The 20,495-nt window shown below is 68.2% G+C and carries 22 protein-coding genes and 1 tRNA gene; 8 read left to right on the top strand and 15 right to left on the bottom strand.

Going from position 1 to position 20,495, the window contains the following annotated elements:
* The first annotated feature begins 203 nt into the window (after nt 1-203).
* Both SL003B_RS04420 and SL003B_RS04415 read left to right on the top strand, forming a co-directional pair.
* Nucleotides 204-1,706, top strand: coding sequence for a sigma-54-dependent transcriptional regulator (locus tag SL003B_RS04420; protein WP_013651617.1), 1,503 nt, complete (start codon nt 204-206; stop codon nt 1,704-1,706).
* Between the two features lie 374 nt (nt 1,707-2,080).
* On the top strand, nt 2,081-3,829 hold the full coding sequence (locus SL003B_RS04415) for a peptidoglycan L,D-endopeptidase MepK (RefSeq protein ID WP_013651616.1): 1,749 nt from the start codon (nt 2,081-2,083) through the stop codon (nt 3,827-3,829).
* 338 nt (nt 3,830-4,167) lie between these two features.
* Here SL003B_RS04415 and SL003B_RS04410 read toward each other — a convergent pair whose 3' ends face one another.
* From SL003B_RS04410 to SL003B_RS04400, 3 genes are all read right to left on the bottom strand, one after another.
* Entirely contained in the window at nt 4,168-4,428 is a 261-nt protein-coding gene (locus tag SL003B_RS04410) for a DUF2312 domain-containing protein (RefSeq protein ID WP_013651615.1), read from the bottom strand.
* Between the two features lie 113 nt (nt 4,429-4,541).
* Nucleotides 4,542-4,844: a DUF1244 domain-containing protein gene (locus SL003B_RS04405; RefSeq protein ID WP_013651614.1), complete on the bottom strand. Its 303-nt coding sequence runs from the start codon at nt 4,842-4,844 to the stop codon at nt 4,542-4,544.
* 39 nt (nt 4,845-4,883) lie between these two features.
* Complete coding sequence (locus SL003B_RS04400) at nt 4,884-5,699, bottom strand: N-formylglutamate amidohydrolase (protein WP_049792648.1); 816 nt, start codon at nt 5,697-5,699, stop codon at nt 4,884-4,886.
* Between the two features lie 91 nt (nt 5,700-5,790).
* Between SL003B_RS04400 and SL003B_RS04395 the strand changes: the two genes are divergently transcribed.
* The 3 genes from SL003B_RS04395 to pyk are packed head-to-tail and all read left to right on the top strand — an operon-like array spanning nt 5,791 to nt 9,056.
* A complete protein-coding gene (locus tag SL003B_RS04395) occupies nt 5,791-7,086 on the top strand; it encodes a glycerate kinase type-2 family protein (RefSeq protein ID WP_013651612.1) in 1,296 nt (431 codons plus the stop codon).
* Nucleotides 7,087-7,137: 51 nt separating this feature from the next.
* The gene (locus SL003B_RS04390; RefSeq protein WP_242390327.1) at nt 7,138-7,623 is read left to right on the top strand and encodes a DUF1036 domain-containing protein; all 486 of its coding nucleotides are present in this window, start codon (nt 7,138-7,140) and stop codon (nt 7,621-7,623) included.
* A complete protein-coding gene (gene pyk, locus SL003B_RS04385) occupies nt 7,620-9,056 on the top strand; it encodes a pyruvate kinase (protein WP_013651610.1) in 1,437 nt (478 codons plus the stop codon). The genes SL003B_RS04390 and pyk overlap by 4 nt, the downstream gene beginning before the upstream one ends.
* Before the next feature lie 37 nt (nt 9,057-9,093).
* On the opposite strand, the gene SL003B_RS04380 is transcribed toward pyk, so the two are convergent.
* The 5 genes from SL003B_RS04380 to cpdR form a co-directional block, all read right to left on the bottom strand.
* A complete protein-coding gene (locus SL003B_RS04380) occupies nt 9,094-10,062 on the bottom strand; it encodes an alpha/beta fold hydrolase (RefSeq protein WP_013651609.1) in 969 nt (322 codons plus the stop codon).
* A 108-nt stretch (nt 10,063-10,170) separates the two neighbouring features.
* Nucleotides 10,171-10,818 carry a tetratricopeptide repeat protein gene (locus SL003B_RS04375; protein WP_013651608.1) on the bottom strand — a complete coding sequence of 216 codons (648 nt, stop codon included), beginning with the start codon at nt 10,816-10,818 and terminating at the stop codon, nt 10,171-10,173.
* A gap of 86 nt (nt 10,819-10,904) precedes the next feature.
* Nucleotides 10,905-11,030 (bottom strand): type B 50S ribosomal protein L36, encoded by a 126-nt coding sequence (gene ykgO / locus SL003B_RS04370; protein WP_013651607.1) that lies wholly within the window; start codon nt 11,028-11,030, stop codon nt 10,905-10,907.
* A 170-nt stretch (nt 11,031-11,200) separates the two neighbouring features.
* Nucleotides 11,201-11,275 (bottom strand) — tRNA-Val (locus SL003B_RS04365).
* Nucleotides 11,276-11,419: 144 nt separating this feature from the next.
* Nucleotides 11,420-11,779, bottom strand: coding sequence for a cell cycle two-component system response regulator CpdR (gene cpdR / locus SL003B_RS04360; protein ID WP_041375833.1), 360 nt, complete (start codon nt 11,777-11,779; stop codon nt 11,420-11,422).
* A 237-nt stretch (nt 11,780-12,016) separates the two neighbouring features.
* Between cpdR and SL003B_RS04355 the strand changes: the two genes are divergently transcribed.
* Both SL003B_RS04355 and hisN read left to right on the top strand, forming a co-directional pair.
* Nucleotides 12,017-12,907 (top strand): N-formylglutamate amidohydrolase, encoded by an 891-nt coding sequence (locus SL003B_RS04355; RefSeq protein WP_013651605.1) that lies wholly within the window; start codon nt 12,017-12,019, stop codon nt 12,905-12,907.
* Nucleotides 12,908-13,267: 360 nt separating this feature from the next.
* Complete coding sequence (gene hisN, locus SL003B_RS04350; RefSeq protein ID WP_013651604.1) at nt 13,268-14,059, top strand: histidinol-phosphatase; 792 nt, start codon at nt 13,268-13,270, stop codon at nt 14,057-14,059.
* Between the two features lie 13 nt (nt 14,060-14,072).
* Here the strand turns inward: hisN and SL003B_RS04345 are convergent, their stop codons facing one another.
* Nucleotides 14,073-15,011, bottom strand: a complete 939-nt coding sequence (locus tag SL003B_RS04345; protein ID WP_013651603.1) for an alpha/beta hydrolase — start codon at nt 15,009-15,011, stop codon at nt 14,073-14,075.
* Between the two features lie 128 nt (nt 15,012-15,139).
* The gene (locus SL003B_RS04340; protein ID WP_013651602.1) at nt 15,140-15,532 is read right to left on the bottom strand and encodes a hypothetical protein; all 393 of its coding nucleotides are present in this window, start codon (nt 15,530-15,532) and stop codon (nt 15,140-15,142) included.
* 290 nt (nt 15,533-15,822) lie between these two features.
* On the opposite strand from SL003B_RS04340, the gene SL003B_RS04335 reads away from it, so the two are divergent.
* Nucleotides 15,823-16,269, top strand: coding sequence for an Hsp20 family protein (locus tag SL003B_RS04335; protein WP_013651601.1), 447 nt, complete (start codon nt 15,823-15,825; stop codon nt 16,267-16,269).
* 87 nt (nt 16,270-16,356) lie between these two features.
* Here SL003B_RS04335 and SL003B_RS04330 read toward each other — a convergent pair whose 3' ends face one another.
* The 5 genes from SL003B_RS04330 to SL003B_RS04310 form a co-directional block, all read right to left on the bottom strand.
* Entirely contained in the window at nt 16,357-17,418 is a 1,062-nt protein-coding gene (locus SL003B_RS04330) for a threonine aldolase family protein (RefSeq protein ID WP_013651600.1), read from the bottom strand.
* Between the two features lie 61 nt (nt 17,419-17,479).
* On the bottom strand, nt 17,480-18,064 hold the full coding sequence (locus SL003B_RS04325; RefSeq protein WP_013651599.1) for a DoxX family membrane protein: 585 nt from the start codon (nt 18,062-18,064) through the stop codon (nt 17,480-17,482).
* A gap of 58 nt (nt 18,065-18,122) precedes the next feature.
* Entirely contained in the window at nt 18,123-18,887 is a 765-nt protein-coding gene (locus SL003B_RS04320; RefSeq protein ID WP_013651598.1) for an HvfC/BufC N-terminal domain-containing protein, read from the bottom strand.
* Nucleotides 18,874-19,761: an MNIO family bufferin maturase gene (gene bufB / locus SL003B_RS04315; RefSeq protein WP_013651597.1), complete on the bottom strand. Its 888-nt coding sequence runs from the start codon at nt 19,759-19,761 to the stop codon at nt 18,874-18,876. Before bufB ends, SL003B_RS04320 begins: the two co-directional genes overlap by 14 nt.
* A gap of 48 nt (nt 19,762-19,809) precedes the next feature.
* Complete coding sequence (locus SL003B_RS04310) at nt 19,810-20,109, bottom strand: BufA1 family periplasmic bufferin-type metallophore (RefSeq protein WP_013651596.1); 300 nt, start codon at nt 20,107-20,109, stop codon at nt 19,810-19,812.
* Nucleotides 20,110-20,495 lie beyond the last annotated feature (386 nt).

Raw genomic sequence — 20,495 nt, 5'->3', positions numbered from 1 at the left:
TCCTCCGGTTGGATGTCGCGGCCGGCTGGACGCGGACGCGAGCCGGCATTCCCCCTGTTTAGGGCGCAATGCCCCGGTTCGGCAATCGCCGGCCTCAGCACGGGCTGCCATCGGGTGGACGATTTGTTTACCCGCCTTCGACCAAGATGGCCCGAATTGGAACAGTTGCCAGCCGTTCGCGGCGCAGACGAGGCCCCATCACCATGCAGCCGGCCACCGGGCGCATCCTGATCGTCGACGACGACCCGATCCAGCGCCGCCTTCTCCAGGAGGCGGTGCAGCGCTTCGGCTACCGGTTCAAGACCGCCGACAACGGCGCCGAGGCGGTGCGCATCATGACCGGACCGGAAGGCGCCGAGATAGACCTCGTCATCCTCGATATGGTGATGCCCGAACTCGACGGCATCGGCGTGCTGCGCCGGCTGCGCGCGGAACGCATCGCCACGCCGGTGATCGTGCAGACCGCCCACGGCGGCATCGACACGGTGGTCAACGCCATGACCGCGGGCGCGCAGGACTTCGTCGTCAAGCCGGTGGCGCCGGAGCGCCTCGACGTGTCGATCCGCAACCTGCTCAAGGTCTCCGCGCTGGAGGGCGAGATCACCCGCATCCGCAAGCAGGCCGCCGGAACGCTGACCTTCGCCGACATCGTCACCAAGTCGCCGGCGATGGAACGGGTGCTCAGGCTCGGCCAGCGTGCCGCCTCGTCCACCATCCCGATCCTGATCGAGGGCGAGAGCGGCGTCGGCAAGGAGCTGATCGCGCGCGCCATCCAGGGGTCGGGCGAGCGCAAGTCGAAGCCCTTCGTCACCGTCAACTGCGGCGCGATCCCCGACAACCTGGTCGAGTCGATCCTGTTCGGCCATGAGAAGGGCGCCTTCACCGGCGCCGTCGACAGGCACGTCGGCAAGTTCCAGGAGGCCCATGGCGGCACCCTGTTCCTCGACGAGGTCGGCGAACTGCCGATGGAGGTGCAGGTCAAGCTGCTGCGCGCCCTGCAGGAGGGCGAGATCGACCCGATCGGCGCGCGCCGGCCGGCGAAGGTCGACTTCCGACTGATCTCGGCGACCAACCGGCGGCTGATCGACCTGGTCAAGGAGGGCCGCTTCCGCGAAGACCTCTACTATCGGCTCAACGTGTTCCCGATCTGGATCCCGCCGCTGCGCGACCGCACGGAGGACATCCCGGCGCTGGTGCGCCACTTCCTCGCCCGCTTCGCCGCCGAGGAGGGCAAGCCGCAGGTGAGTTCGGTCGCGCCCGAGGCGCTGGCGATGCTGCAGGCCTATGCCTGGCCGGGCAACATCCGCCAGCTGGAGAACGCCGTGTTCCGCGCCGTCGTGCTGTGCGACGGCGACCATCTGACCGTCGCCGACTTCCCGCAGGTCGCAGCCGCCCTCGACCATCCCCTGCCCGCCGCCGAGATGCCCGCCGTCGAGGCGCCCGCCGGCGCCCGTCCGGCCGCCGAGCCCGCCTTCGCCGCGCCGGACGGCTCGGCGCCGTTCGGCTTCATGCGCAGCCTCGCCGACGACGGCCACGTGCGCACGCTCGAGGCGGTCGAGGAGGAGATGATCCGCACCGCGATCCATCACTATGCCGGGCGCATGACCGAGGTCGCCCGGCGGCTTGGCATCGGCCGCTCGACGCTCTACCGCAAGCTCAAGGACTACGGCCTCGACGACGGCGACGCGCAGGACGCGGCCGAATAGGCCGGGGGCCGCCCGAACCGACGAATCCGCTTGCGTGTCCTCCTTTCGCGACAAGATCAGGCGCCGGAAAGGCCCGTCGGGGCGACGCAAACGGTCGACGTTTTGATATTTTTTCATTTAAAATCATATATTTGAATGAAAACAGAGGACTGCGGGATATTTTCTTGTCAGACGTTGCATTTCCGCCACTATTGGGCCTCAAATGAAATCACGGTAAAATGTTCTTAACTTGGGGCGGCTAGTTTCACTCCCGTGATCGGGGGGGTGCAAACCGGTCGGAAGACCGTCAGACTGCGAGAAGTGATTTGCGTGAACGGATAGTTCGAAGCTACGCCGTCAAGGGGTTGCAGCGTGCCGCGGCTCTTGTATGCGTATTGGGCGCCCTCCTCCTGGCGCCGCTCCTGATCGTTCCGGATCTTTCCGCCGCTCATGCGGAAACCAGGACCCTCAAGCTCTACAACACGCACACCAAGGAACGGGTGGAGATCACCTTCAAGAAGAACGGTCGCTACGTTCCCTCCGGCCTGCGCGACATCAACCGCTTCCTGCGTGACTGGCGTCGCAACGAGATGACCACCATCGACCCGCAGCTGCTGGACCTAGTCTGGGAAGTGTATCAGGAGGTCGGCGGGCGCGATTACATCCACGTGGTCTCCAGCTACCGCTCTCCGGCCACCAACAACATGCTGCGCCAACGTTCACGCGGGGTAGCCCAGAACAGCCAGCACACGCGCGGCAAGGCGATGGATTTCTTCATCCCCGGCGTCGACCTGACAACCCTGCGGGCCACGGGCCTGCGCAAGCAGGTCGGCGGCGTCGGCTTCTATCCGACCTCCGGCTCGCCCTTCGTCCATCTGGATACCGGCAGCGTGCGGCACTGGCCGAAGATGTCCCGCGCCCAGCTTGCCAAGGTCTTCCCCGATGGGCGAACCGTTCACATCCCGTCCGACGGCAAGCCGATGGCCGGATATCAGCAGGCGCTCGCCGACCTCAAGTCCGGGCGCCGTTCGTCGCCGACCGTGGTCGCCGCCGCCGCGCCTTCGGGCACCGGGCCGCGTACCACCGGCCAGAATCTGACCGCCGGCCAGGATGGCGACCTGGTCCGCCCCGCCCCCGGACGCAGCAGGAACTTCCTCGCCGCCCTGTTCTCCGACGAGGAGGAGGACAACGAAGAGGCGGTCGCCTCCGCCCGCGTCGCGGCCGTGCGGCCGGGCGCACCGGTTCCGCCGGGCGCCGTTCCGGGCAACGCTCCGGGCGTCGGGCAGACCGCCAACGCCTCGACGGCCGGCGCCAACGCCCCTGTCACCGTCGCACCGCCGGTGCCCGTGCTCAAAGCGGAAGCCGCCCCCCAGCCGACCGAAGACCCCGCACCGGCCGTGTCCGTGCCGGCACTGGTGGCCACCGCGCTGCCGCGCACCAAGCCGCAGCCGGCGGCCGGCACTCTGACCCTCGCCTCGGCTGCCACGGCCGCGCCGAACACGCTCGATTCCCAGCGCCTCGCGCTCGAAAGCGGCGCCGCACCCGCGGCGGCCTCCACCCCGATCATTGCGAGCACTGCGACCGTCGCGCCGGCCGACGCCGGCCGCTTCGCCCTGCCGCCGATCAAGCCCGCCGCGCTCGTTGCCTCCACGGCGACGGACCCGGTTGCCGCCATCGTCGCCGCGACCGGCGGCGATCCGGACGCTGCTCGCAAGCCCCAGATCGGCACCAGCACCCTTGCCTATGCCTCGGCGACCGGAACGCCGGCCCAGCCGACAGCCCAGTCTCTGCTGCAGGAGAAGGTCGCGGCAGCTGCCGCAAGAGCCGCCGAGGCCCGCAACAAGCCCGCCAGGCCGACGTCCGTTTCCGGTCAGGTTCCGCCGGCCGTGATTCACGATCCGCTGGCCGGCTTCGCCAGCCTGCCCGACAAGTCCGCGCCGCAGCTGATCTCCGGAACCGCGACGACCCGCAACGGCACGTTCTCGATGCTCAGCCACCCGAACCAGCGCGCCCTGAACACCTTCCTGGCGCCGGGCAACCGGTTCCTGAGCAAGGGCTTCGACAGACTGCCGTACGACGACCTGCGCACGGACCGCTTCGCCGGCGCCGCCGTGGTCGTCCTTCCGGTCATGTTCACCCGCTGAGCCGCAGTCCGACGAGCCGCAAGCGGTGCGAGGCGGGCTGTCCCGCCCGTGCCCTGCGTTCCTAGCGTGAGATCGGCCGCAGCCAAGCGCAGAATCGGGGCCAAGCGCCAAGGGCGCAGCGGTGCGCACCGAGCCAATCAACCAACGCTCTGGCAACGAACAGGCCCCGGGTCTCGCGCTGCTCGCCCGGGGTGACGGCGGAGGGCTGCTCGCCCGGGTGACCTCCGGGAGGGAGGCCCGACCCGATGACCTTCGGGCGGGTCGTGACGAGGCTGCGGCGGCCGGGCCCGCACGGGCGCGAGTGGACCGCGATGGGGCGAACCCATCGCAGTCCGAGGTTACATGTTGCCCTGAACCGCCATGCCGAGGGCCTGCAGGTAAAGGTCGAGGACGGCCTCTTCCTCTTCGCGCTCATGCGGCTGCTTCTTGCGCAGCGAGATCACCTTGCGCAGGATCTTGACGTCGAAACCGTTGCCCTTGGCCTCCGCATAGACGTCCTTGATGTCGTCGGAGATGACCTTCTTCTCCTCTTCCAAGCGCTCGATACGCTCGACAAAGGCTCGCAGCTGGTCCGCGGCAACGCCGCCCGGATCTGACATGGGTAGGCTACTCCTGTTGGGTTGGATCGGGGCATTGCCCTGCCAGACTCCCGGCGGCCGGTCAAGACGCCTGGCCGCCACACCAGACGCTGGTCCCGCTATGGCAATCGGTCTCAATGGCCGGGATGGCTGGTCTTGAACGCTTCCTTCTGGGCCTCGGAGGCTTCGGTCTGGTACTTTTCCTTCCAGACATCATAGGGCATGCCGTAGACGGTCTCGCGTGCCTCGTCCTTCGGCATGTCGATACCGCGTGCCTGCGCCGCCTCCTGGTACCAGTTGGACAAGCAGTTGCGGCAGAAGCCGGCGAGATTCATCAGGTCAATATTCTGCACGTCGGTCCGCTGGCGCAGGTGCTCGACCAGGCGCCGGAACGCGGCGGCTTCCAGTTCGGTGCGGGTCTTCTCGTCAAGGCTCATCGCTGTCTCTCCCTGGCATTGGCCGCTCGGGCGGGCCGGTCAGTCGCCGCGCGATCCATAGTGGCAGATTTCGCGCAACGCGGGCATTCCGGCAAGACCCGCGAGCAACGGCGTCAGGCGCTCCGCCCAGTCGGCGACGCCGGTCTCGTCCGCGATCAGGTCCTGGCGCACCTCGATCAACGCATGGGCGAGGCCGCGCGAGGTGCAGTGACGGTACATGGTGTCGTTCTTGAGCGCGCCGTCATAAGGCTCATTGTCGCCGACGACCAGGGCGGGATCGCGCGCGAGACCCTCCAGCAGGGGAACCACCGCGCGCGGGTCCTTGTCCCACAGGATGCCGGCGTGCCACGGCCGCGGCGTGCCGCGCCAGACCGGCGTGTAGCTGTGGATCGATATCACCACCGGCGGGGAGCCAAGCGCGAGCATGCGGTCGAGCGTCGTCTCGATCAGATCGTGATAGGGCCGGTGGAAGCGCTCGATGCGGGACTGCCGCTCCGCCGCATCGATGCGGGCATTGCCCGGCACCACGGCCCCGTCCGACAACCGCATGACGATGGTCGGATCGTCCTCGCCGCGGTTGGGATCAATCAGCAGCCGGGAGAAGGTCGTGAACAGGGCCGGCGCGTTCAGCCGGCGCGCCAGTTCCAGCGTCAGCGGACGCACGCCGATGTCATAGGCGATGTGACGCCGGAACTGATCTGCCGGCAGGCCGAGGTCGCCGTATTCGACCGGGATGTCGTTGCGGGCATGGTCGCAAAGGAGCAGCAACCCGCCGGCAAGGTCACCCTCGACGGATTCGGTCGGCACGAAGGGCGCGCTATGGGCCTGGGGCCGGGCGGAGGTCTGGCAGGTCATGATCGGCACGGACGGGCGCAATTGCGGATGACGCAGGGATCGGAGTTCCGTAGGAATAGAGCAACACACCCGGCGAACCAACACCCATTGCATGGCAACCGACACCCGTTTCGCACCTTTCCTCAAGAGCCTGTTCGATGCCGCCGTGGCAGCGGCGCATCCCGCACAGTGCCTGCCAGCCCACCTGCCCGAAGCCGACGGACGCATCGTCCTGCTGGCCGCCGGCAAGGCGGGTGGGGCGATGACCGAGGTTGCCGAACGGCACTACCGCGAGGACCGCGGGCTGGGGCCCGACCGTCTGACCGGGCTGTGCGTAACGCGCCACGGCTATGCGCGGCCAACCGGCAGCCTCGAACTGGTCGAGGCCGGTCACCCCGTGCCCGACGAGGCCGGCGTCGAGGCCACACGGCGGGTGCTCGACCTCGCCCGGACCGCCGGCCCGGGCGATCATGTCGTGGTGCTGCTGTCGGGCGGCGGCTCGGCCAACTGGATCGCGCCGGTCGCCGGCGTCTCGCTGGCGGACAAGCAGGCGCTGACCAAGGCCCTGCTGCGCTCCGGCGCGACGATCGACGAGATCAACACCGTGCGCAAGCACCTGTCACGCATCAAGGGCGGCCACCTGGCCCAGGCGCTCGGGCGCGGCGCACGGCTGACCACGCTGGCGATCTCCGACGTGCCGCGCGACGACCCGGCGGTGATCGCCTCGGGACCGACCGTGCCGGATCCGACGACGCTCGCCGATGCCCGCGCGATCTGCCTTGCGCGCGGCATCGAGCCGGCCGCCTCGATCCGCGCCGCGCTTGCCGATCCGGCCAACGAGACCCCCAAGCCGGGCGATGCCGCCTTCGAGCCGACCACCTTCCGGATCGTCGCCCGGCCGAAGGCCTCGCTCGAGGCGGCGGCGCGCGTCGCCGAGGCTGCCGGCTACGTGGCCGTACTGCTCGGCGACAGCCTGGAGGGCGAGGCACGCGATCGCGCGGCGGAGCACGCCCGCCTGGCCCGCGAGATGGCGGGGGCCGGACGGCGCTGTGTGCTTTTGTCGGGCGGCGAACTGACGGTTACGATTCGCGGCGACGGACGCGGCGGACCGAACCAGGAATACGCGCTGGCTCTGGCGCTGGCTCTTGACGGGGCTCCCGGCATTGCGGCGCTCGCGGGCGACACCGACGGCACCGACGGCGGACGCGGGCTTTCCACAGATCCGGCCGGCGCCCTCGTCGATCCCGGCACACTGGACCGCGCGCGGGCCAGGGGCCTTGATGCCGCCTCATTTCTGGCCAGAAACGACAGCACGGGTTTTTTCGAGACACTCTCGGATCTGCTCGTCCCGGGACCGACCTATACGAATGTCAACGACTTCCGAGCCATCGTCGTTGACAAGACCTGACCGGCCCCGCAAAAAGCCTAGATTCGAATGCCGCGAGACAAGCGATTGCAGATGAACACAAATGGGGTGCGCCGCCTGTCGGGATCGATCATCCACCGACTGCTTGCCGGAATGCCGGCAAGTGCCCTGGCCGCACTTCTCGCTCTGGCGGTGTTCGTGGATCCTGCCCGGGCGGACTTGCGCCTGTGCAACAAGACCGAAAGCCAGGTCGGTGTCGCCATCGGCTACAAGGACAAGACCGACTGGGTCACGGAAGGCTGGTGGAACCTTTCCCCCAATTCCTGCGAGACGCTGGTTCCGGGTGCCCTGGTGTCACGGTATTATTACATCTACGCGGTTGATTACGACCAGTTCGGCGAATGGGGCGGACGTGCCTACATGTGCACGCGCGAAAAGGAATTCACCATCCGCGGGATAGAGGATTGCGTGGCGCGCGGCTACGAACGCACGGGCTTCTTCGAGATCGATACGGGCGAACAGAGCAATTGGACGGTTCAACTCACCGAACCGGTACAGCAGGGGACAGGCGGACGATGAGGCGCAACAGACGGGTAAAGATCCTCGCAACCCTCGGCCCGTCGTCCTCAGATCAGGCTAGCATTGAGAAGCTCTACCAGGCCGGCGCGGACGTGTTCCGCATCAACATGAGCCATGCCGACCACGCTCTGATGCGCGAGCTGGTCGGGCGGATCCGGGCGGTCGAGGACGCCGTGCGCCGGCCGATCGGCATCCTGGCCGACCTGCAGGGCCCCAAGCTGCGCGTCGGCAAGTTCACCGACGGCCCGGTAGTGCTTGAGGACGGTGCGACCTTCGTGCTCGATTCCGATCCCGCCCCCGGCGACGTCACCCGCGTCCATCTGCCGCATCCGGAAATCCTGCGCGCACTGGAGCCCGGCCACCGCCTGCTGCTCGACGACGGCAAGATCCGCCTCAGCGTGAGCGAATGCACGGCCGAGCGCGCGGTGACCCGCGTCGAGGTCGGCGGCAAGCTGTCCGACAAGAAGGGCGTCAGCGTGCCCGACAGCGAGATCGCCATGAGCGCGCTGACCAACAAGGACCGCAGCGACCTGACGGCGGTGCTCGACGCCGGCGTCGACTGGGTCGCCCTGTCCTTCATCCAGCGCCCGGACGACATCGCTGAGGTGCGCAAGATCGTCCGTGGACGCGCCGGCGTGCTGGCCAAGATCGAGAAGCCGCAGGCGATCGACCGGCTGGACGAGATCATCGAGTTGTCGGACGCGCTGATGGTGGCGCGCGGCGACCTCGGCGTCGAGATGCCGCTGGAGAAGGTTCCCGGACTGCAGAAGCGCATCACCCGCGCCGCGCGGCGCGCCGGCAAGCCGGTCGTCGTCGCGACCCAGATGCTGGAATCGATGATCACCGCGCCGGTGCCGACACGCGCCGAGGTGTCGGACGTGGCGACCGCGGTGTTCGAGGGCGCCGATGCGATCATGCTGTCGGCCGAATCGGCCGCCGGCCAGTTCCCGGTCGAGGCGGTCCAGACCATGGACCGGATCGCCCAGGAGGTCGAGCAGGACGCCAACTACCGCACCATCGTGCACGCCCAGCGCACGGACCCGGAAGCCACCGGCGCCGACGCGATCTCCGCCGCCGCGCGCCAGATCGCCGAGACTCTGAACCTCGCCGCCGTGGTCTGCTACACCTCCTCGGGCGCGACCGGCCTGCGCGCCGCGCGCGAGCGCCCGTCGACGCCGGTCATCGCCCTGTCGCCGGTCGTCTCCACCGCGCGCCGCCTGGCGCTTGCCTGGGGCCTGCACTGCGTCGTCAGCGAGGACGCCCACGACGAGAACGACATGGTCGACCGCGCCTGCCGGATCTCCTACCAGGAGCATTTCGCCAAGCCGGGCCAGCGCATCATCATCACCGCCGGCGTGCCCTTCGGCACCCCCGGCTCGACCAACATGCTGCGCATCGCCTTCGTCGGCAGCGACGGCCTCGGCGGCATCTGAGCCGGAGGCCGGAAGCCGGCCCGCAAGACGGCCGGGATCAGACCGCCGTCTTGTGCTGTCCGGCGCGCGCGATCACCTCGGCCAGCGCGGCGATCGCGGTCCGGGTTTCCTGGCCGTGGGTATGGTGCGGCATGTGGCCGGCGCCTTCCAGCACGATCAGCCGGACGTTGGGCAGGTCCTGCTTGAGGCCGGCCGCATGGATGGTCGGCCACACGACCCTGTCGTCGTCGCCGGTGATGACCACGGCCGGCTGGCGCAGCGAGGGATAGAACGGCGCCTGTTCGGCCAGGTGATCGTTGAGCGCGGCGAGGTCGCAGGCATTGGCGCGGAAGCTGCGCGGACGGAACACCAGCGGCAGCCCGATGGCGCGCGCATAGCCCTGCGGCGGCTCGCCCGGAGCGAACACGCCACGCAGGGACGACGGCGCCATCAGTTCGGCCGCCGGCAGCGCCAGCGTATGACACAGCAGCGGCCCCACCCCGGGCAGCGCGGCAAACCGGTAGTACCAGGACACCTTGCCCGGCCAGGGGTGGCTGGCCGGCGCGACGAGGGCGAGGCCGCGCACCCGCGCCGGCTCCTCAAGCGCGAGCGCGGCGGCGACTGCGGCGCCGAAGGAATGGCCGACGGCGACGCAGCGGTCGATGCCGCAGTGCTCGAGCAGGGCCGCGATACGGCGCGCCTGGGCGGCGGGCGCGGCCTGCAGCGGATCCGAGCGCTCGGAATGGCCGAGGCCGGGGCGATCGACGAACAGCATCGGATAACGGCCGCGCAACGGCTCCAGGAAGGCCAGTTCGAGATCGGCCAGGTTGCCGCTCGCCCCGTGCAGGAACACCAGCACGGGCAGGTCTGCGCGGCCAGGGTCAGGAGGCACGAAGCGATAGTGCAGGCGCTCGCCGGCGATCTCCGCGAAGGAGCCCGTCGGACGGTGCGCAGCAAGGATCCTGCGCCGGCGGAATTCGGTGTAGCCCGCCAGCAGGGCCAGCACGGCGAGAAACGTGGCAATCATGGCGTCGACATAGCGCGGTTCACGCCGAAACGGAAGCGGGCTCCTGCGCCGCCATCCGGACCGCGCCCCGGACCGCGCCCCGTCCGGCCCTTGGCCCGCCGGCCGGCATCAGATCGGCGCGCCCTGCTCGGCCTTTTCCAGCGCCTCGACGGCCTTGCGGGCAGTGTCGAGACCGGGATTGATCTCGAGCGCCCGCCGGAAGGATTGCAGGGCGGCAGCGCGCTCGTCGAGCTGGCGCTGGATGATGCCGAGGCCGGACAGCGCACCCCAGTGGCGCGGCTCGAGCGCGAGCACTCGCTCGATGTCGACCAGCGAGCGGCCGTAGTCCTGCAGCAGGTAGTGGGCGGTCGCGCGCCGGTTCCAGCCTTCGGTGTAGTCGGGCCTGAGGGACACGACGGTGTCAAGCAGGTCGAGGGCGAGCGGATGGTTGCCGGCCTTGAGCGCGCTCGCGGCCCGTTCCATCAGCAGGTCGACGGTGTCGCTGCCCGACTGCAGCCACAGGATCTGGATCTTGCGGGCGATGCGCCGGGCGGTCTCGTCGTCGGGAGCCGCGGCGAGGTTGCGGAAGAGGACGTCGAGCGGTGTGTCCTCGGGCGGCGCCTCGACACCCTCGACGCTCTCGTCGGGCAGCGTGCCGAGATCGTCGGGCGAGGCCTCCTCCTCGCCCGGCCCGAGCTGGGAAGGAAGGGCGGGCGGCGCGGCCTCAAGGGCCGGCAGCCAGACGAACAGGAATCCGAGAAGCACAAAAATCCGCATGCCGACGAGTATGATCCGTCGGCTGCGGCGGTCAATCCGAGAAACGCACAAGGAGGCGCTCACGAGTTCGCGAGCGCGTCTGCGGCTCAGCCCTGGCGGGCCTTGTAGCGCGGGTTCTTCTTGTTGATGATGTAGACGCGGCCCTTGCGGCGAACCATGCGGTTTTCCCGGTGACGCGCCATCAGCGACTTGAGCGAGTTCTTGATCTTCATCGTTCCGTCCCCCGGAAGGGCCCTGCTGTTCAACTCAAAAGAAACGGGCGCGTGAAGCGCCCGCATGGACGGCGGCCTTGCGGGCGGGACCGCATCGCGCCGAATGGCGCACGATCCCTCTCCCCGGCTGCCTGCACAGCGACCGGCCGTGACCGTCCGCTGCGCGAAAATGGTGGGCGTGACAGGGATTGAACCTGTGACCCCTACGATGTCAACGTAGTGCTCTCCCGCTGAGCTACACGCCCGAAAACCTCGGAAAGAAGCGCCGAAGCGCTGCGGTGGACAGCGATATAACGGGGATCGCCGACCGGTGCAAGACCCGAAATCGGAGAACCGTCAAACAATCGACGGCCTTCCTGCCGCCCCCTGCCAGCCTGTGGAAAGCCGACTCAGGCTGCCAGCATGCGCTCCACTTCCTGGACCAGGTCCTTCAGGTGGAACGGCTTGGACAGCACCTTGGCGTCCTTGGGCGCGTTGGAATCGGGATTGAGCGCCACGGCGGCGAAGCCGGTGATGAACATCACCTTGAGATCCGGATCGAGCTGGGTCGCGCGCCGCGCCAGTTCGATGCCGTCCATCTCGGGCATCACGATGTCGGTCAGCAGCAGGGCGAAGGGTTCCTCGCGCAGCCGTTCATAGGCGCTCCGGCCGTTGTCGAACGAGACCACGTCGTGGCCGGCATTTTCGAGCGCCTTCGCCAGAAAGCGCCGCATATCGTTGTCGTCTTCCGCCAGAAGGATCCGCGACATGTTCTGCAACCGTCAAACTCCACCATGAACGCTCCAGCGCAGGCTGCCCCGCTCCGGACTTTCCGGTTTTATAGTTCCAATTCGCCGTAAAGATAGAGTGAAGCACGGCCGAACGCGCAGCGCCACGACTTGTTGTGGACAGGTGCGTTGATTCCTTGGCAACATTACGGTGTGACAATTCCCGGTCGAAAGTGGGCGCGGGGGTCGGGCGCCGGATCTAAAGAGCGGAAGAGCAGAATGCGGATCGTGACAGACTTTCGCGAGGAACCGGCCTTCGAGGTCCTCGCCCCGGCCGACCAGCGACTGCCCTTCGTGTTCAACTCGCCGCATTCCGGCCACTGCTATCCGCACGGCTTCCTCGCCGCCTCGCGCCTCGACGCCCTGGCGATCCGCCGATCGGAGGATGCCTATGTCGACGAACTGTTCGCCTCGGTCGTGCCGCTCGGCGCACCGATGCTGCGGGCGCATTTCCCGCGCGCCTATCTCGACGTCAACCGCGAGCCGTATGAGCTCGATCCCAAGATGTTCGACGGCCGCCTGCCCTCCTACGCCAACGTGCGCTCGATACGCGTCGCCGGAGGGCTCGGCACCATCGCGCGGGTGGTCAGCGAATCCCAGGAGATCTACGCCGGTCGCCTGCCGGTCGACGAGGCGATGTACCGGATCGAGGAGATCTACAAGCCCTATCACAACACGCTGCGCCGGCTGCTGGCGCACACCCATGTCGCCTTCGGCTATGCGGTGCTGATCGACTGCCACTCAATGCCCTCGTCCGTGCGCTGCCAGACCACCGGCACGCGGCCGGACTTCATCCTCGGCGACCGCTATGGCACGAGTTGTCCGGTCGAGCTGACCGACGCGGCGGCGACCATTCTGAAGGCCAAGGGCTACACGGTCAGCCGCAACAAGCCCTATGCCGGCGGCTTCATCACCGAACACTACGGCCGGCCGGCCAAGGGCCTGCACGCCCTGCAGATCGAGATCAACCGCGGCCTCTACATGGACGAGGCCACCCACGAGCGCACGCCGGGATTCGACGCGCTGGCACGCGACCTTGCGGACTTCGCCTTCGAACTGACGGCCATGCCGGACGGCGCCTTCGCCACCGGCGCCATCGCAGCCGAGTAGCCGCGCCTAGCCATGACGACGGAACTGCCGTCGGGACCTTCCGCCCGGGCAAAAAAAGGGGCCGCTCTCGTGAGAGGCGGCCCGAGTCTAGGGAGGAAACGCCCAAGGAGGGCGGCGCTACAACGCAACGCGTCGTATCGCGCTGCAACAAGTTCGCATTGCAATGCACAAAGGTCAAGGGCTCAGATGTCGCATTTCGCGTTTCGCTTTGACGGCCGATGGCGCGACCCGCTACAAGGCGGAGGCGCGGAGATTTATTTAAGTCGCTGAAATAAAGGGAATTCTGCGCAAAAACCCGTAACCCGGACCGCCCGGCTGACGTCTCAGGTCGCCAGGCCATGCAACAGGCGCAATCCACCCATGCAGCTGGAACATGACTTCTTCCCCTTCCTGGAGCGTCTGGCGGCAGCGTCCGCGGCGGCGATCCTGCCGCATTTCCGCACCGATCACGCCGTCGAGAGCAAGCTCGCGGGCGGCTTCGATCCGGTGACCATCGCCGACCGCGCCGGCGAGGCGGCGATGCGCGCGCTGATCAACGAGACCTACCCGGACCACGGCATCCTGGGCGAGGAATACGGCCTGGAACGCACCGATGCGGAACATGTGTGGGTGCTCGACCCGATCGACGGCACGCGCGCCTTTATCACCGGCCTGCCCACCTGGGGCACGCTGATCGGGCTGAAGACGGCCGGCAGACCGTGTCTCGGCATGATGGTCCAGCCCTATGTCGGCGAACGCTATTGCGGCGACACGCAGTCGGCCTGGTACAAGGGGCCGCTCGGCGAGCGCAGGCTGACGGCACGGCCCTGCCGGGCGTTGAAGGATGCGGTCGTGCTGACCACGTCGCCGCGCATCCTGCAGGAGGTCGAGCGCGAGGCCTACGACCGGCTGGAAGCGCAGGCGCGCCTCGCCCGCTACGGCACCGACTGCTATGCCTATTGCATGGTCGCGGCCGGCCACGCCGACCTGGTCGTCGAGACCGGCCTGCAGCCGTATGACGTCGTCGCCCTGGCGCCGATCGTCGAGGGCGCCGGCGGCGTGATGACCACCTGGACCGGCGGTTCGCCGGTCGACGGCGGCCGCATCGTCGCCAGCGGCGATCCGCACCTGCACGACATCGTGCTCACCGAACTGTCGCGCGTGCCGGTCTGAGAACCCGATCGCTTCAGTCCTGCCCGGGAATGAAGGCGTCGAAGGCTGCCCAGAACTGGTCACGGTAGACGTCCGCTTCCATCATCAACTCATGCTGTGCGCCGGGGATCTCGACATAGCCGGCCGCCTTGGTCCGCGTGGCCAGATCCTCGGCCGCGCGGGTCGAGACGATCCGGTCGTTACCCGCCGCGACGATGAGCATCGGCAGGCGCACGCTGGGGCCGAAATCCGGATGGCGGAACCGGCGCAGGGCGCGGGCCGCGGCGTAGAGCCAGCCGTTGGTCGGCGACCCGACGCCGAGATGCGGAGCCGCGGCCAGCACCGCGTTCATACGCTCGAAGCGGACGCGGTCGCTGGTCAGCTTGTTCGCCTCGAAGGTCGTGGTCACCACGCCATTGCCGGTGGGGATGAAGGCGCGCCCGAAACCGAGCCAGGTCAACACCGCGGCGACGCGATAGATCAGGCGTTCCTTCGGGCCGAAGTCGCGCAGGCCGATCAGCGGCGCGCAGAGCACCGCCCGGTGGATCTGCGTACGCAGGCGTTCGGCCGCCGACAGCAGCACGGCGCCGCCGGTCGAATGGGCGAGCGCGAAATGCGGTCCCGGACAATCGGCAAGCGAAACGGAGTCGATGACGGTTTCGAGGTCGATCCGGTAGCGGGAAAAGTCGCGGATGTGGCCGCGGACCGGGTTGCGCAACTGGCGGTTCGAGCCGCCCTGGCCGCGCCAGTCGAAGGCGACGACGGCAAAGCCACGCTTCCGGAGGTCGGCCACGACCTCGAAGTACTTCTCGATGAACTCGGCGCGCCCGTGCAGCAGGGTGACCGTGCCCCGGATCGTCCCGCCGGCCGCGGGCCAGCGCGCATAGCGAATGGAGGCGCCGTCCGGCGTGTCGACATAACCGCAGACCGCTCCGGGCGGCACGGGGTTTTCGGGAAGATCGATGAGGCTCATGAATTCTTTCGCGTGCGGACGACTGCCAACTGATACAGATCCGTCCGGCGGGCCTCAACAGGAATTGCCCCGCGATCCGGCCGGCACAGGGCTCGGACGGACCGCGGAAGCGCACCTTCGCATGCCGCTTACCAGCGATGGCCGCCGTGCGGGCCGTAGCCGGCCGGCCGACGCTCGAGGATGCGTGCGGTATAGGCGTCGACGATGAGCTGCTGGGGCATGCCGCGCCAGCCGACCGCCCGCACGACATAGACCGAACCGCGCGGTTGCATGTCCGCCACGTGCCGGTAGCCCTGGTGGACGAGGCTCCTGCGGATCTCGTGCGGTTGCAGGCGGCCGTGCCGGCCATGGCGGCGATCGTCATCCCAGCCCCGACCGCCGCGGCGATAGTCGATCTGGACGGCAGCCGGTACCTCGGCGGTCGGGCCGCGGGACGCGGCCTGCGCCTGGGCGCCGGAGAACTGGGCGGCGAAAAGGGTCGCTCCGGCAAGGATGGCGGTGGCGAAGGTCTTCTTGAACATCGGTGCATCTCCGTCTCTACGAGGGGCATTGGACGACCGGTCTCGCCGATCGTGGAGACGACTGTGCCGCACAGCGCTTGAACGGCAGCGGAAGGCGCCGTTCATCGCCCGTTCACACGCCCGGCCCGGGATGCAGGGACCAGGATGCAGGGACTTGAAACGCCGGGTCGGATTGCCCACCTCATTCCCGCAGGCGCCAGTAGGGCCTGCGGAAAAGACCGGCTTCCCGCCGCAAAATGGGGGAAGCGTCAGTCGGATGTTCTGTTGCTCAAGAAGAGGACTCACGAACCATGCGTCATCTCGATTTCAGCCCGCTCTACCGGTCGACCGTCGGCTTCGACCGTCTGTTCTCCATGCTGGACCAGATGAATTCCGATGCGCCGAGCTATCCGCCCTACAACATCGAGCGCACCGGCGAGAACGCTTACCGCATCAGCATGGCCGTGGCCGGCTTCGCGGACAAGGACCTCTCGGTCGAGGCCAAGGAACACGTGCTGACGGTCAAGGGCGAGAAACCCGCAGAGGAAGACGGCCGTGACGTGCTCTATCGCGGCATCGCCTCGCGCGCCTTCGAGCGCCGTTTCCAGCTTGCCGAATTCGTCCGCGTCGAGGGCGCGCATCTGGAGAACGGTCTGCTGCACATCGACCTGGTGCGGGAAGTTCCCGAGGCGATGAAGCCGCGCCGGATCGAGATCGCGACCGGCGCGCCGAAGCAGATCGAGACCCTGTCGGCATAACGCGCCGCTCGAAACGGCCCCATCAGCCACACGAAGGCGCCCGCATCTCGGGCGCCTTTTTCGTTCAAGGCCCGAGGCCAGGACCGCTCAGTCCGCGCCGGCTGCCAGCGCCAGGAACCGGTCGACCTCGTCGACCGTGGTGGCGAAGGAGGCGACGAGGCGCACCAGCGCCTCGTCCGCAGCGGGACGCTCGCCCTCCGGCAGGCCCTCGGCCGACCATTCGTGGCAGCGCTGGCCGGCCGCCTCAAGCCGGGCCAGCCGGTCGCGCGGCAGGATCGCGAACACCGCGTTGGCCGCAACCGGCCAGGCGAGCCGGGCCGCGCCCGAAGCCACCAGGCCGGCGCCGAGCCGCGCGGCCATGGCATTGGCGTGACGGGCGTTGTCGAGCCAGTGGCCGTCGGCGAGATAGCCGTCGAACTGGGCGGCGACGAAGCGGCTCTTGGAGAGCAGGTGCCCGGCCCGCTTGCGCAGGTAGCCGAACTCCTTCGCGGCGGCGGGATCGAAGAACACGACGGCCTCGGCGCACCAGCAGCCGTTCTTGGTGGCGCCGAAGGACAGCACGTCGACGCCGGCCTTCCAGGTCATCTCAGCCGGGCTGACATCGAGACCAACGAGGGCGTTGGCGAAGCGGGCGCCGTCCATGTGCAGCGGCACGCCGCGGCCTGCGGCGACGCGCTTCAGCGCCCGGATCTCGTCGACCGCGTAGACGGTGCCGGATTCGGTCGCCTGGGTGATCGACACGGCTGCGACCTGGCCGTGATGGACGACGCCGTCCGGATGCGCCGCCATCGCCCGCTCGAGGGCGGCCGGGCCAATCTTGCCGCCCTCCCCGTCGATACCGCGCAGCTTCATGCCGCCGGTCAGGAACTCCGGGCAGCCGCATTCGTCGACCTGGATGTGCGACTCGGCATGGCAGAACACCACTCCGCCGGGCCGCGCGACGGCCGACAAGGCGAGCGCATTGGCCGCCGTGCCGGTCGCGACGAAGAACACCGCGACGTCGCGTTCGAACAGCTCGGCAAGGCGCGCGGTGACGGCTTGCGTCAGCGGATCGGTGCCGTAGGCGGGCTCAAAGCCGGCATTGTGGCGGGCCAGTGCCGCCATCACCGCCGCGCTGGCGCCGGCCCAGTTGTCGCTTGCGAAGGTCATCACACGCTTTAATCAGGAACCCTGCAGCCTGGCAAGGCGCCGTCTCGGTCCGGACTCCGGCTCAGTAGTACCGCTTGCCGCCGCGCCAGAGCCGGCCGAGCAGGCCGTCCAGCGACAGGCCGCCCGGCCCCTTGAGCACCAGCACCAGGAGCACGAACGCCCACAGCAGCCGCTGGTCGGCGATCATCGCGCCCGGATTGCCGTCGAACAAGGCGCCGACGGTGGCGGCGCCGACATGGTGGCCGGTGATGTCTACATAGCTCATCACGATCACGAAGCCGATCATGCCGAGGCTGGCGGCGCGGGTGAACAGACCGGCGACAACCATGACCGGCAGGAGAAACTCGGCCCAGGTGCCAAGCAGCACGATCAGGCCGTAGGGAAAGAAGGCGATCCGGCCGGTATCGTAGCTGACCGCTTCCATCATGGCGGGCAGGATCTGTGCATAGGCCCCGACACTCGGTTCGAGGAATCCGAACGGCCCCGGCCCGACCTTGGTCAGCGCCGAGTTGAGAAAATAGACCAGCAGCACGGAGGCGAACACGAAGCGGGCCGCCAGACCGACGAACCAGCCGTCGGTGAGCCGTTCCAGACCGCCGAACACGGCCACATAGAGACGAACGGAAAAACCGATCAAAGCAGACATGCTGTAAACCTTCCCCCATGCCGGCACGCGGTCGCCGGCGTTCAAGTAAGATGGACCGCTACGGCGCAAGCCCGGCGAACGCCCCGGAGGCCAGCAGGACGGCCAGGCCGTCGGCAAGAACCAGATCCGGATCAGCGGACACGGCCAGCTCGCTCGCCGCGCCGAGCGTCGCCCCGCCAAGCAGGGCGGCGGCGAGCGCGGCTGTTCCCGGATCGAGGCTGCGGAGTTCCACGTCGACGTCCGGACGCGTGACCAGAACAGTCTGGGCGGCGTGCAGATCCCCTGGCTGCGGGCTGCCCAGCTCGAAGCGGTTGGCGCGCGCAAGCTCGAACACCGGCCAACGCGACGCGACAAGGCGGGCGGCCGGATGGGCGACAAGGCGCAGCCCGTCGAGCGCCTCGGCGGGCAGCAGCGCCAGCGCCCCGGGCGCAAGCACTGCCTCATCCACCGCATGATAGGCCGACAGCCAGGCCCACTCGAGCCGTCCGACGTCGCCGAGGTAAGGATAGTCGGCAAGCGGCGGAAAGCGCTCGACGAAGTCCGGAAAGGTGTCGCCATACAGGATCAGCACCGGCGAGCGGGGCGGATGCCCGGCGACATAGAGGCGCGCAAGCGCACGGAAATAATCCGCCCCGAGCAGCGCGGCGAGCGCCGGAAACGTCGCCAGCAGGCAATCGACCAGACCGACGACGACGTTGTTCCGGTAGACGCCGAAACGGCGCTTCGGCGAGCGGCCTCCGGACACGGAAAGCCCCTCCGGCACCGGCAGGTCGGGGCGCAGCAGCGCGGCGCCGAAGCCGGCGTTGCCGTCAGGCGAGGGCACAGCGCGCCTCCCCGGGACCGAGATCCGCCAGGATGCGGTCAGCCTCCTCTGCCTGGCCCTTCAGTACCGGCCAGGACGGCACGTCGTTGTCCCATTCGATCAGCGTCGGCAGCGGCCCGCTGCGCGCAACGGTGTCGGCAAAAAGACGCCAGACCTGCGCGTCGACGGCCCGGTCGTGAGCGTCTATCAACAGCGGTCGGCCCTCGTCGTCGGCATCCGGCGCATGGCCGCCGAGATGAATCTCGCCGACGGCGGCGAGCGGAAAGGCGGCCAGATAGACCTCCGGCGAGCGGCCGTGATTAATGGCAGAGACATAGGCATTGTTGACGTCGAGCAGCAGGCCGCAGCCGGTGCGGCGCACGAGTTCGGACAGGAACTCGAGTTCGCTCATGGTGCTGCGCTCGAAGGCGACATAGGTCGACGGATTTTCCAGCAGCATGGGGCGCCCGAGCCTCTCCTGGACCTGGTCGACATGCTCCGCGACCCGGCCCAGGGTCAGCGCGTCGTAAGGCACCGGCAGGAGGTCGTTGTAACAGACCGTATCGTGCGATGACCATGCCAGATGCTCGGAGAACAGACCTGGTTCGTAGCGTTCGACGAGGCGCTTGAGACGGGAAAGATGGTTCGTGTCGAGCGGGTCCTCGCCGCCGATCGACAGGCCGACGCCGTGCAGCGACAGTGGATAGTCGCGCCGGATCGCCTCGAGCGTGCGGTGCGGCGCGCCACCGTCGCCCATGTAGTTCTCGGCATGCACCTCGAAGAAGCCGATGTCCGGCCGGGTTGCGAGGATCTCGGCGCAATGGTCCGGCTTGAGGCCGACACCGGCCCGTCGGGGAACGGCGGTCGCGGTCCGCGCGGACCGGTGCGAAGGCATAACGGCATCTCCTCCAGAGCCGGGTCGGTGGGCAAAGCGTGGTTCCGCTCAGGCGGCGGGCAAGTCGCGTTCGAGTTCGGTCAGCGATCCCTTGCGGTCGCCGGGCAACTCCATCGTCTCGCAGGTGCCCTGCGGCACCAGCGTCCAGGCGTTACCCTGGTAGTCGACCGTCGAGGTGCCGGCGCAGGTAGTGCCCGGCCCGGCCTTGCAGTCGTTCTTGCCCTTCAGCGAAACGCCGTAGCACTTCTCCTTGGCCTGCGCACCGGCAGCGGTCGGCGCGGCCACGGAAGCGACGGCGGTAGCGACGGCGGCGGCCAGGCAGGCCGTCGAAAGAACTTTGTTTCTCATGCGATTTTCCCCTTCTGTGCATCGGTGGCGGCAATCAGACCGCCTCGGTCGAGACCCTCAGAGAGTGGCGATCAGCGGGATCACTGGGAAATCAATCGGCCGTGACATTTTGGCCCGCCGGACATCACTTTACGGAAAGCGGGCGTGAAATTTTGTTGCGCCGAACACCGGCAGGGCAACCGAAAGCGCCAAAAGGGCCGGTCCGGGAGAAATAAATACAATTTCTCGGCCGATAAACGGTCTTGCTCCCCCGGACGAAATCTGGCATGGTCGCGCGGCTCGGAATAGGGCAGGAATGCTGTCCCTTTTGGAACGTCGGCAAAACGTGATAGGGACTAGCACGTAGACAGGCCGAAGCACCTTTGGGCGCCGCCCCCGTCCGCCGA

Origin of the sequence: Polymorphum gilvum SL003B-26A1 (assembly GCF_000192745.1) — a bacterium.
Taxonomy (GTDB): domain Bacteria; phylum Pseudomonadota; class Alphaproteobacteria; order Rhizobiales; family Stappiaceae; genus Polymorphum; species Polymorphum gilvum.
The sequence above is the reverse complement of the archived record's forward strand: the minus strand, read 5'-3'. Positions and strand labels throughout refer to the sequence as shown.

Bases quoted from the DNA above. Each gene is read 5' to 3' on its own strand.
- SL003B_RS04410 (WP_013651615.1), bottom strand. From the start codon at position 4,428: ATGTCAGATCCGGGCGGCGTTGCCGCGGACCAGCTGCGAGCCTTTGTC.
- SL003B_RS04420 (WP_013651617.1), top strand. From the start codon at position 204: ATGCAGCCGGCCACCGGGCGCATCCTGATCGTCGACGACGACCCGATC.
- ykgO (WP_013651607.1), bottom strand. From the start codon at position 11,030: ATGAAGATCAAGAACTCGCTCAAGTCGCTGATGGCGCGTCACCGGGAA.
- SL003B_RS04345 (WP_013651603.1), bottom strand. From the start codon at position 15,011: ATGAGCCTCATCGATCTTCCCGAAAACCCCGTGCCGCCCGGAGCGGTC.
- hisN (WP_013651604.1), top strand. From the start codon at position 13,268: ATGCAGCTGGAACATGACTTCTTCCCCTTCCTGGAGCGTCTGGCGGCA.
- SL003B_RS04355 (WP_013651605.1), top strand. From the start codon at position 12,017: ATGCGGATCGTGACAGACTTTCGCGAGGAACCGGCCTTCGAGGTCCTC.
- SL003B_RS04325 (WP_013651599.1), bottom strand. From the start codon at position 18,064: ATGTCTGCTTTGATCGGTTTTTCCGTTCGTCTCTATGTGGCCGTGTTC.
- SL003B_RS04340 (WP_013651602.1), bottom strand. From the start codon at position 15,532: ATGTTCAAGAAGACCTTCGCCACCGCCATCCTTGCCGGAGCGACCCTT.
- SL003B_RS04310 (WP_013651596.1), bottom strand. From the start codon at position 20,109: ATGAGAAACAAAGTTCTTTCGACGGCCTGCCTGGCCGCCGCCGTCGCT.
- SL003B_RS04380 (WP_013651609.1), bottom strand. From the start codon at position 10,062: ATGATTGCCACGTTTCTCGCCGTGCTGGCCCTGCTGGCGGGCTACACC.
- SL003B_RS04335 (WP_013651601.1), top strand. From the start codon at position 15,823: ATGCGTCATCTCGATTTCAGCCCGCTCTACCGGTCGACCGTCGGCTTC.
- SL003B_RS04405 (WP_013651614.1), bottom strand. From the start codon at position 4,844: ATGAGCCTTGACGAGAAGACCCGCACCGAACTGGAAGCCGCCGCGTTC.
- SL003B_RS04330 (WP_013651600.1), bottom strand. From the start codon at position 17,418: ATGACCTTCGCAAGCGACAACTGGGCCGGCGCCAGCGCGGCGGTGATG.
- pyk (WP_013651610.1), top strand. From the start codon at position 7,620: ATGAGGCGCAACAGACGGGTAAAGATCCTCGCAACCCTCGGCCCGTCG.
- SL003B_RS04375 (WP_013651608.1), bottom strand. From the start codon at position 10,818: ATGCGGATTTTTGTGCTTCTCGGATTCCTGTTCGTCTGGCTGCCGGCC.
- SL003B_RS04400 (WP_049792648.1), bottom strand. From the start codon at position 5,699: ATGACCTGCCAGACCTCCGCCCGGCCCCAGGCCCATAGCGCGCCCTTC.
- SL003B_RS04390 (WP_242390327.1), top strand. From the start codon at position 7,138: ATGAACACAAATGGGGTGCGCCGCCTGTCGGGATCGATCATCCACCGA.
- bufB (WP_013651597.1), bottom strand. From the start codon at position 19,761: ATGCCTTCGCACCGGTCCGCGCGGACCGCGACCGCCGTTCCCCGACGG.
- SL003B_RS04395 (WP_013651612.1), top strand. From the start codon at position 5,791: ATGGCAACCGACACCCGTTTCGCACCTTTCCTCAAGAGCCTGTTCGAT.
- cpdR (WP_041375833.1), bottom strand. From the start codon at position 11,779: ATGTCGCGGATCCTTCTGGCGGAAGACGACAACGATATGCGGCGCTTT.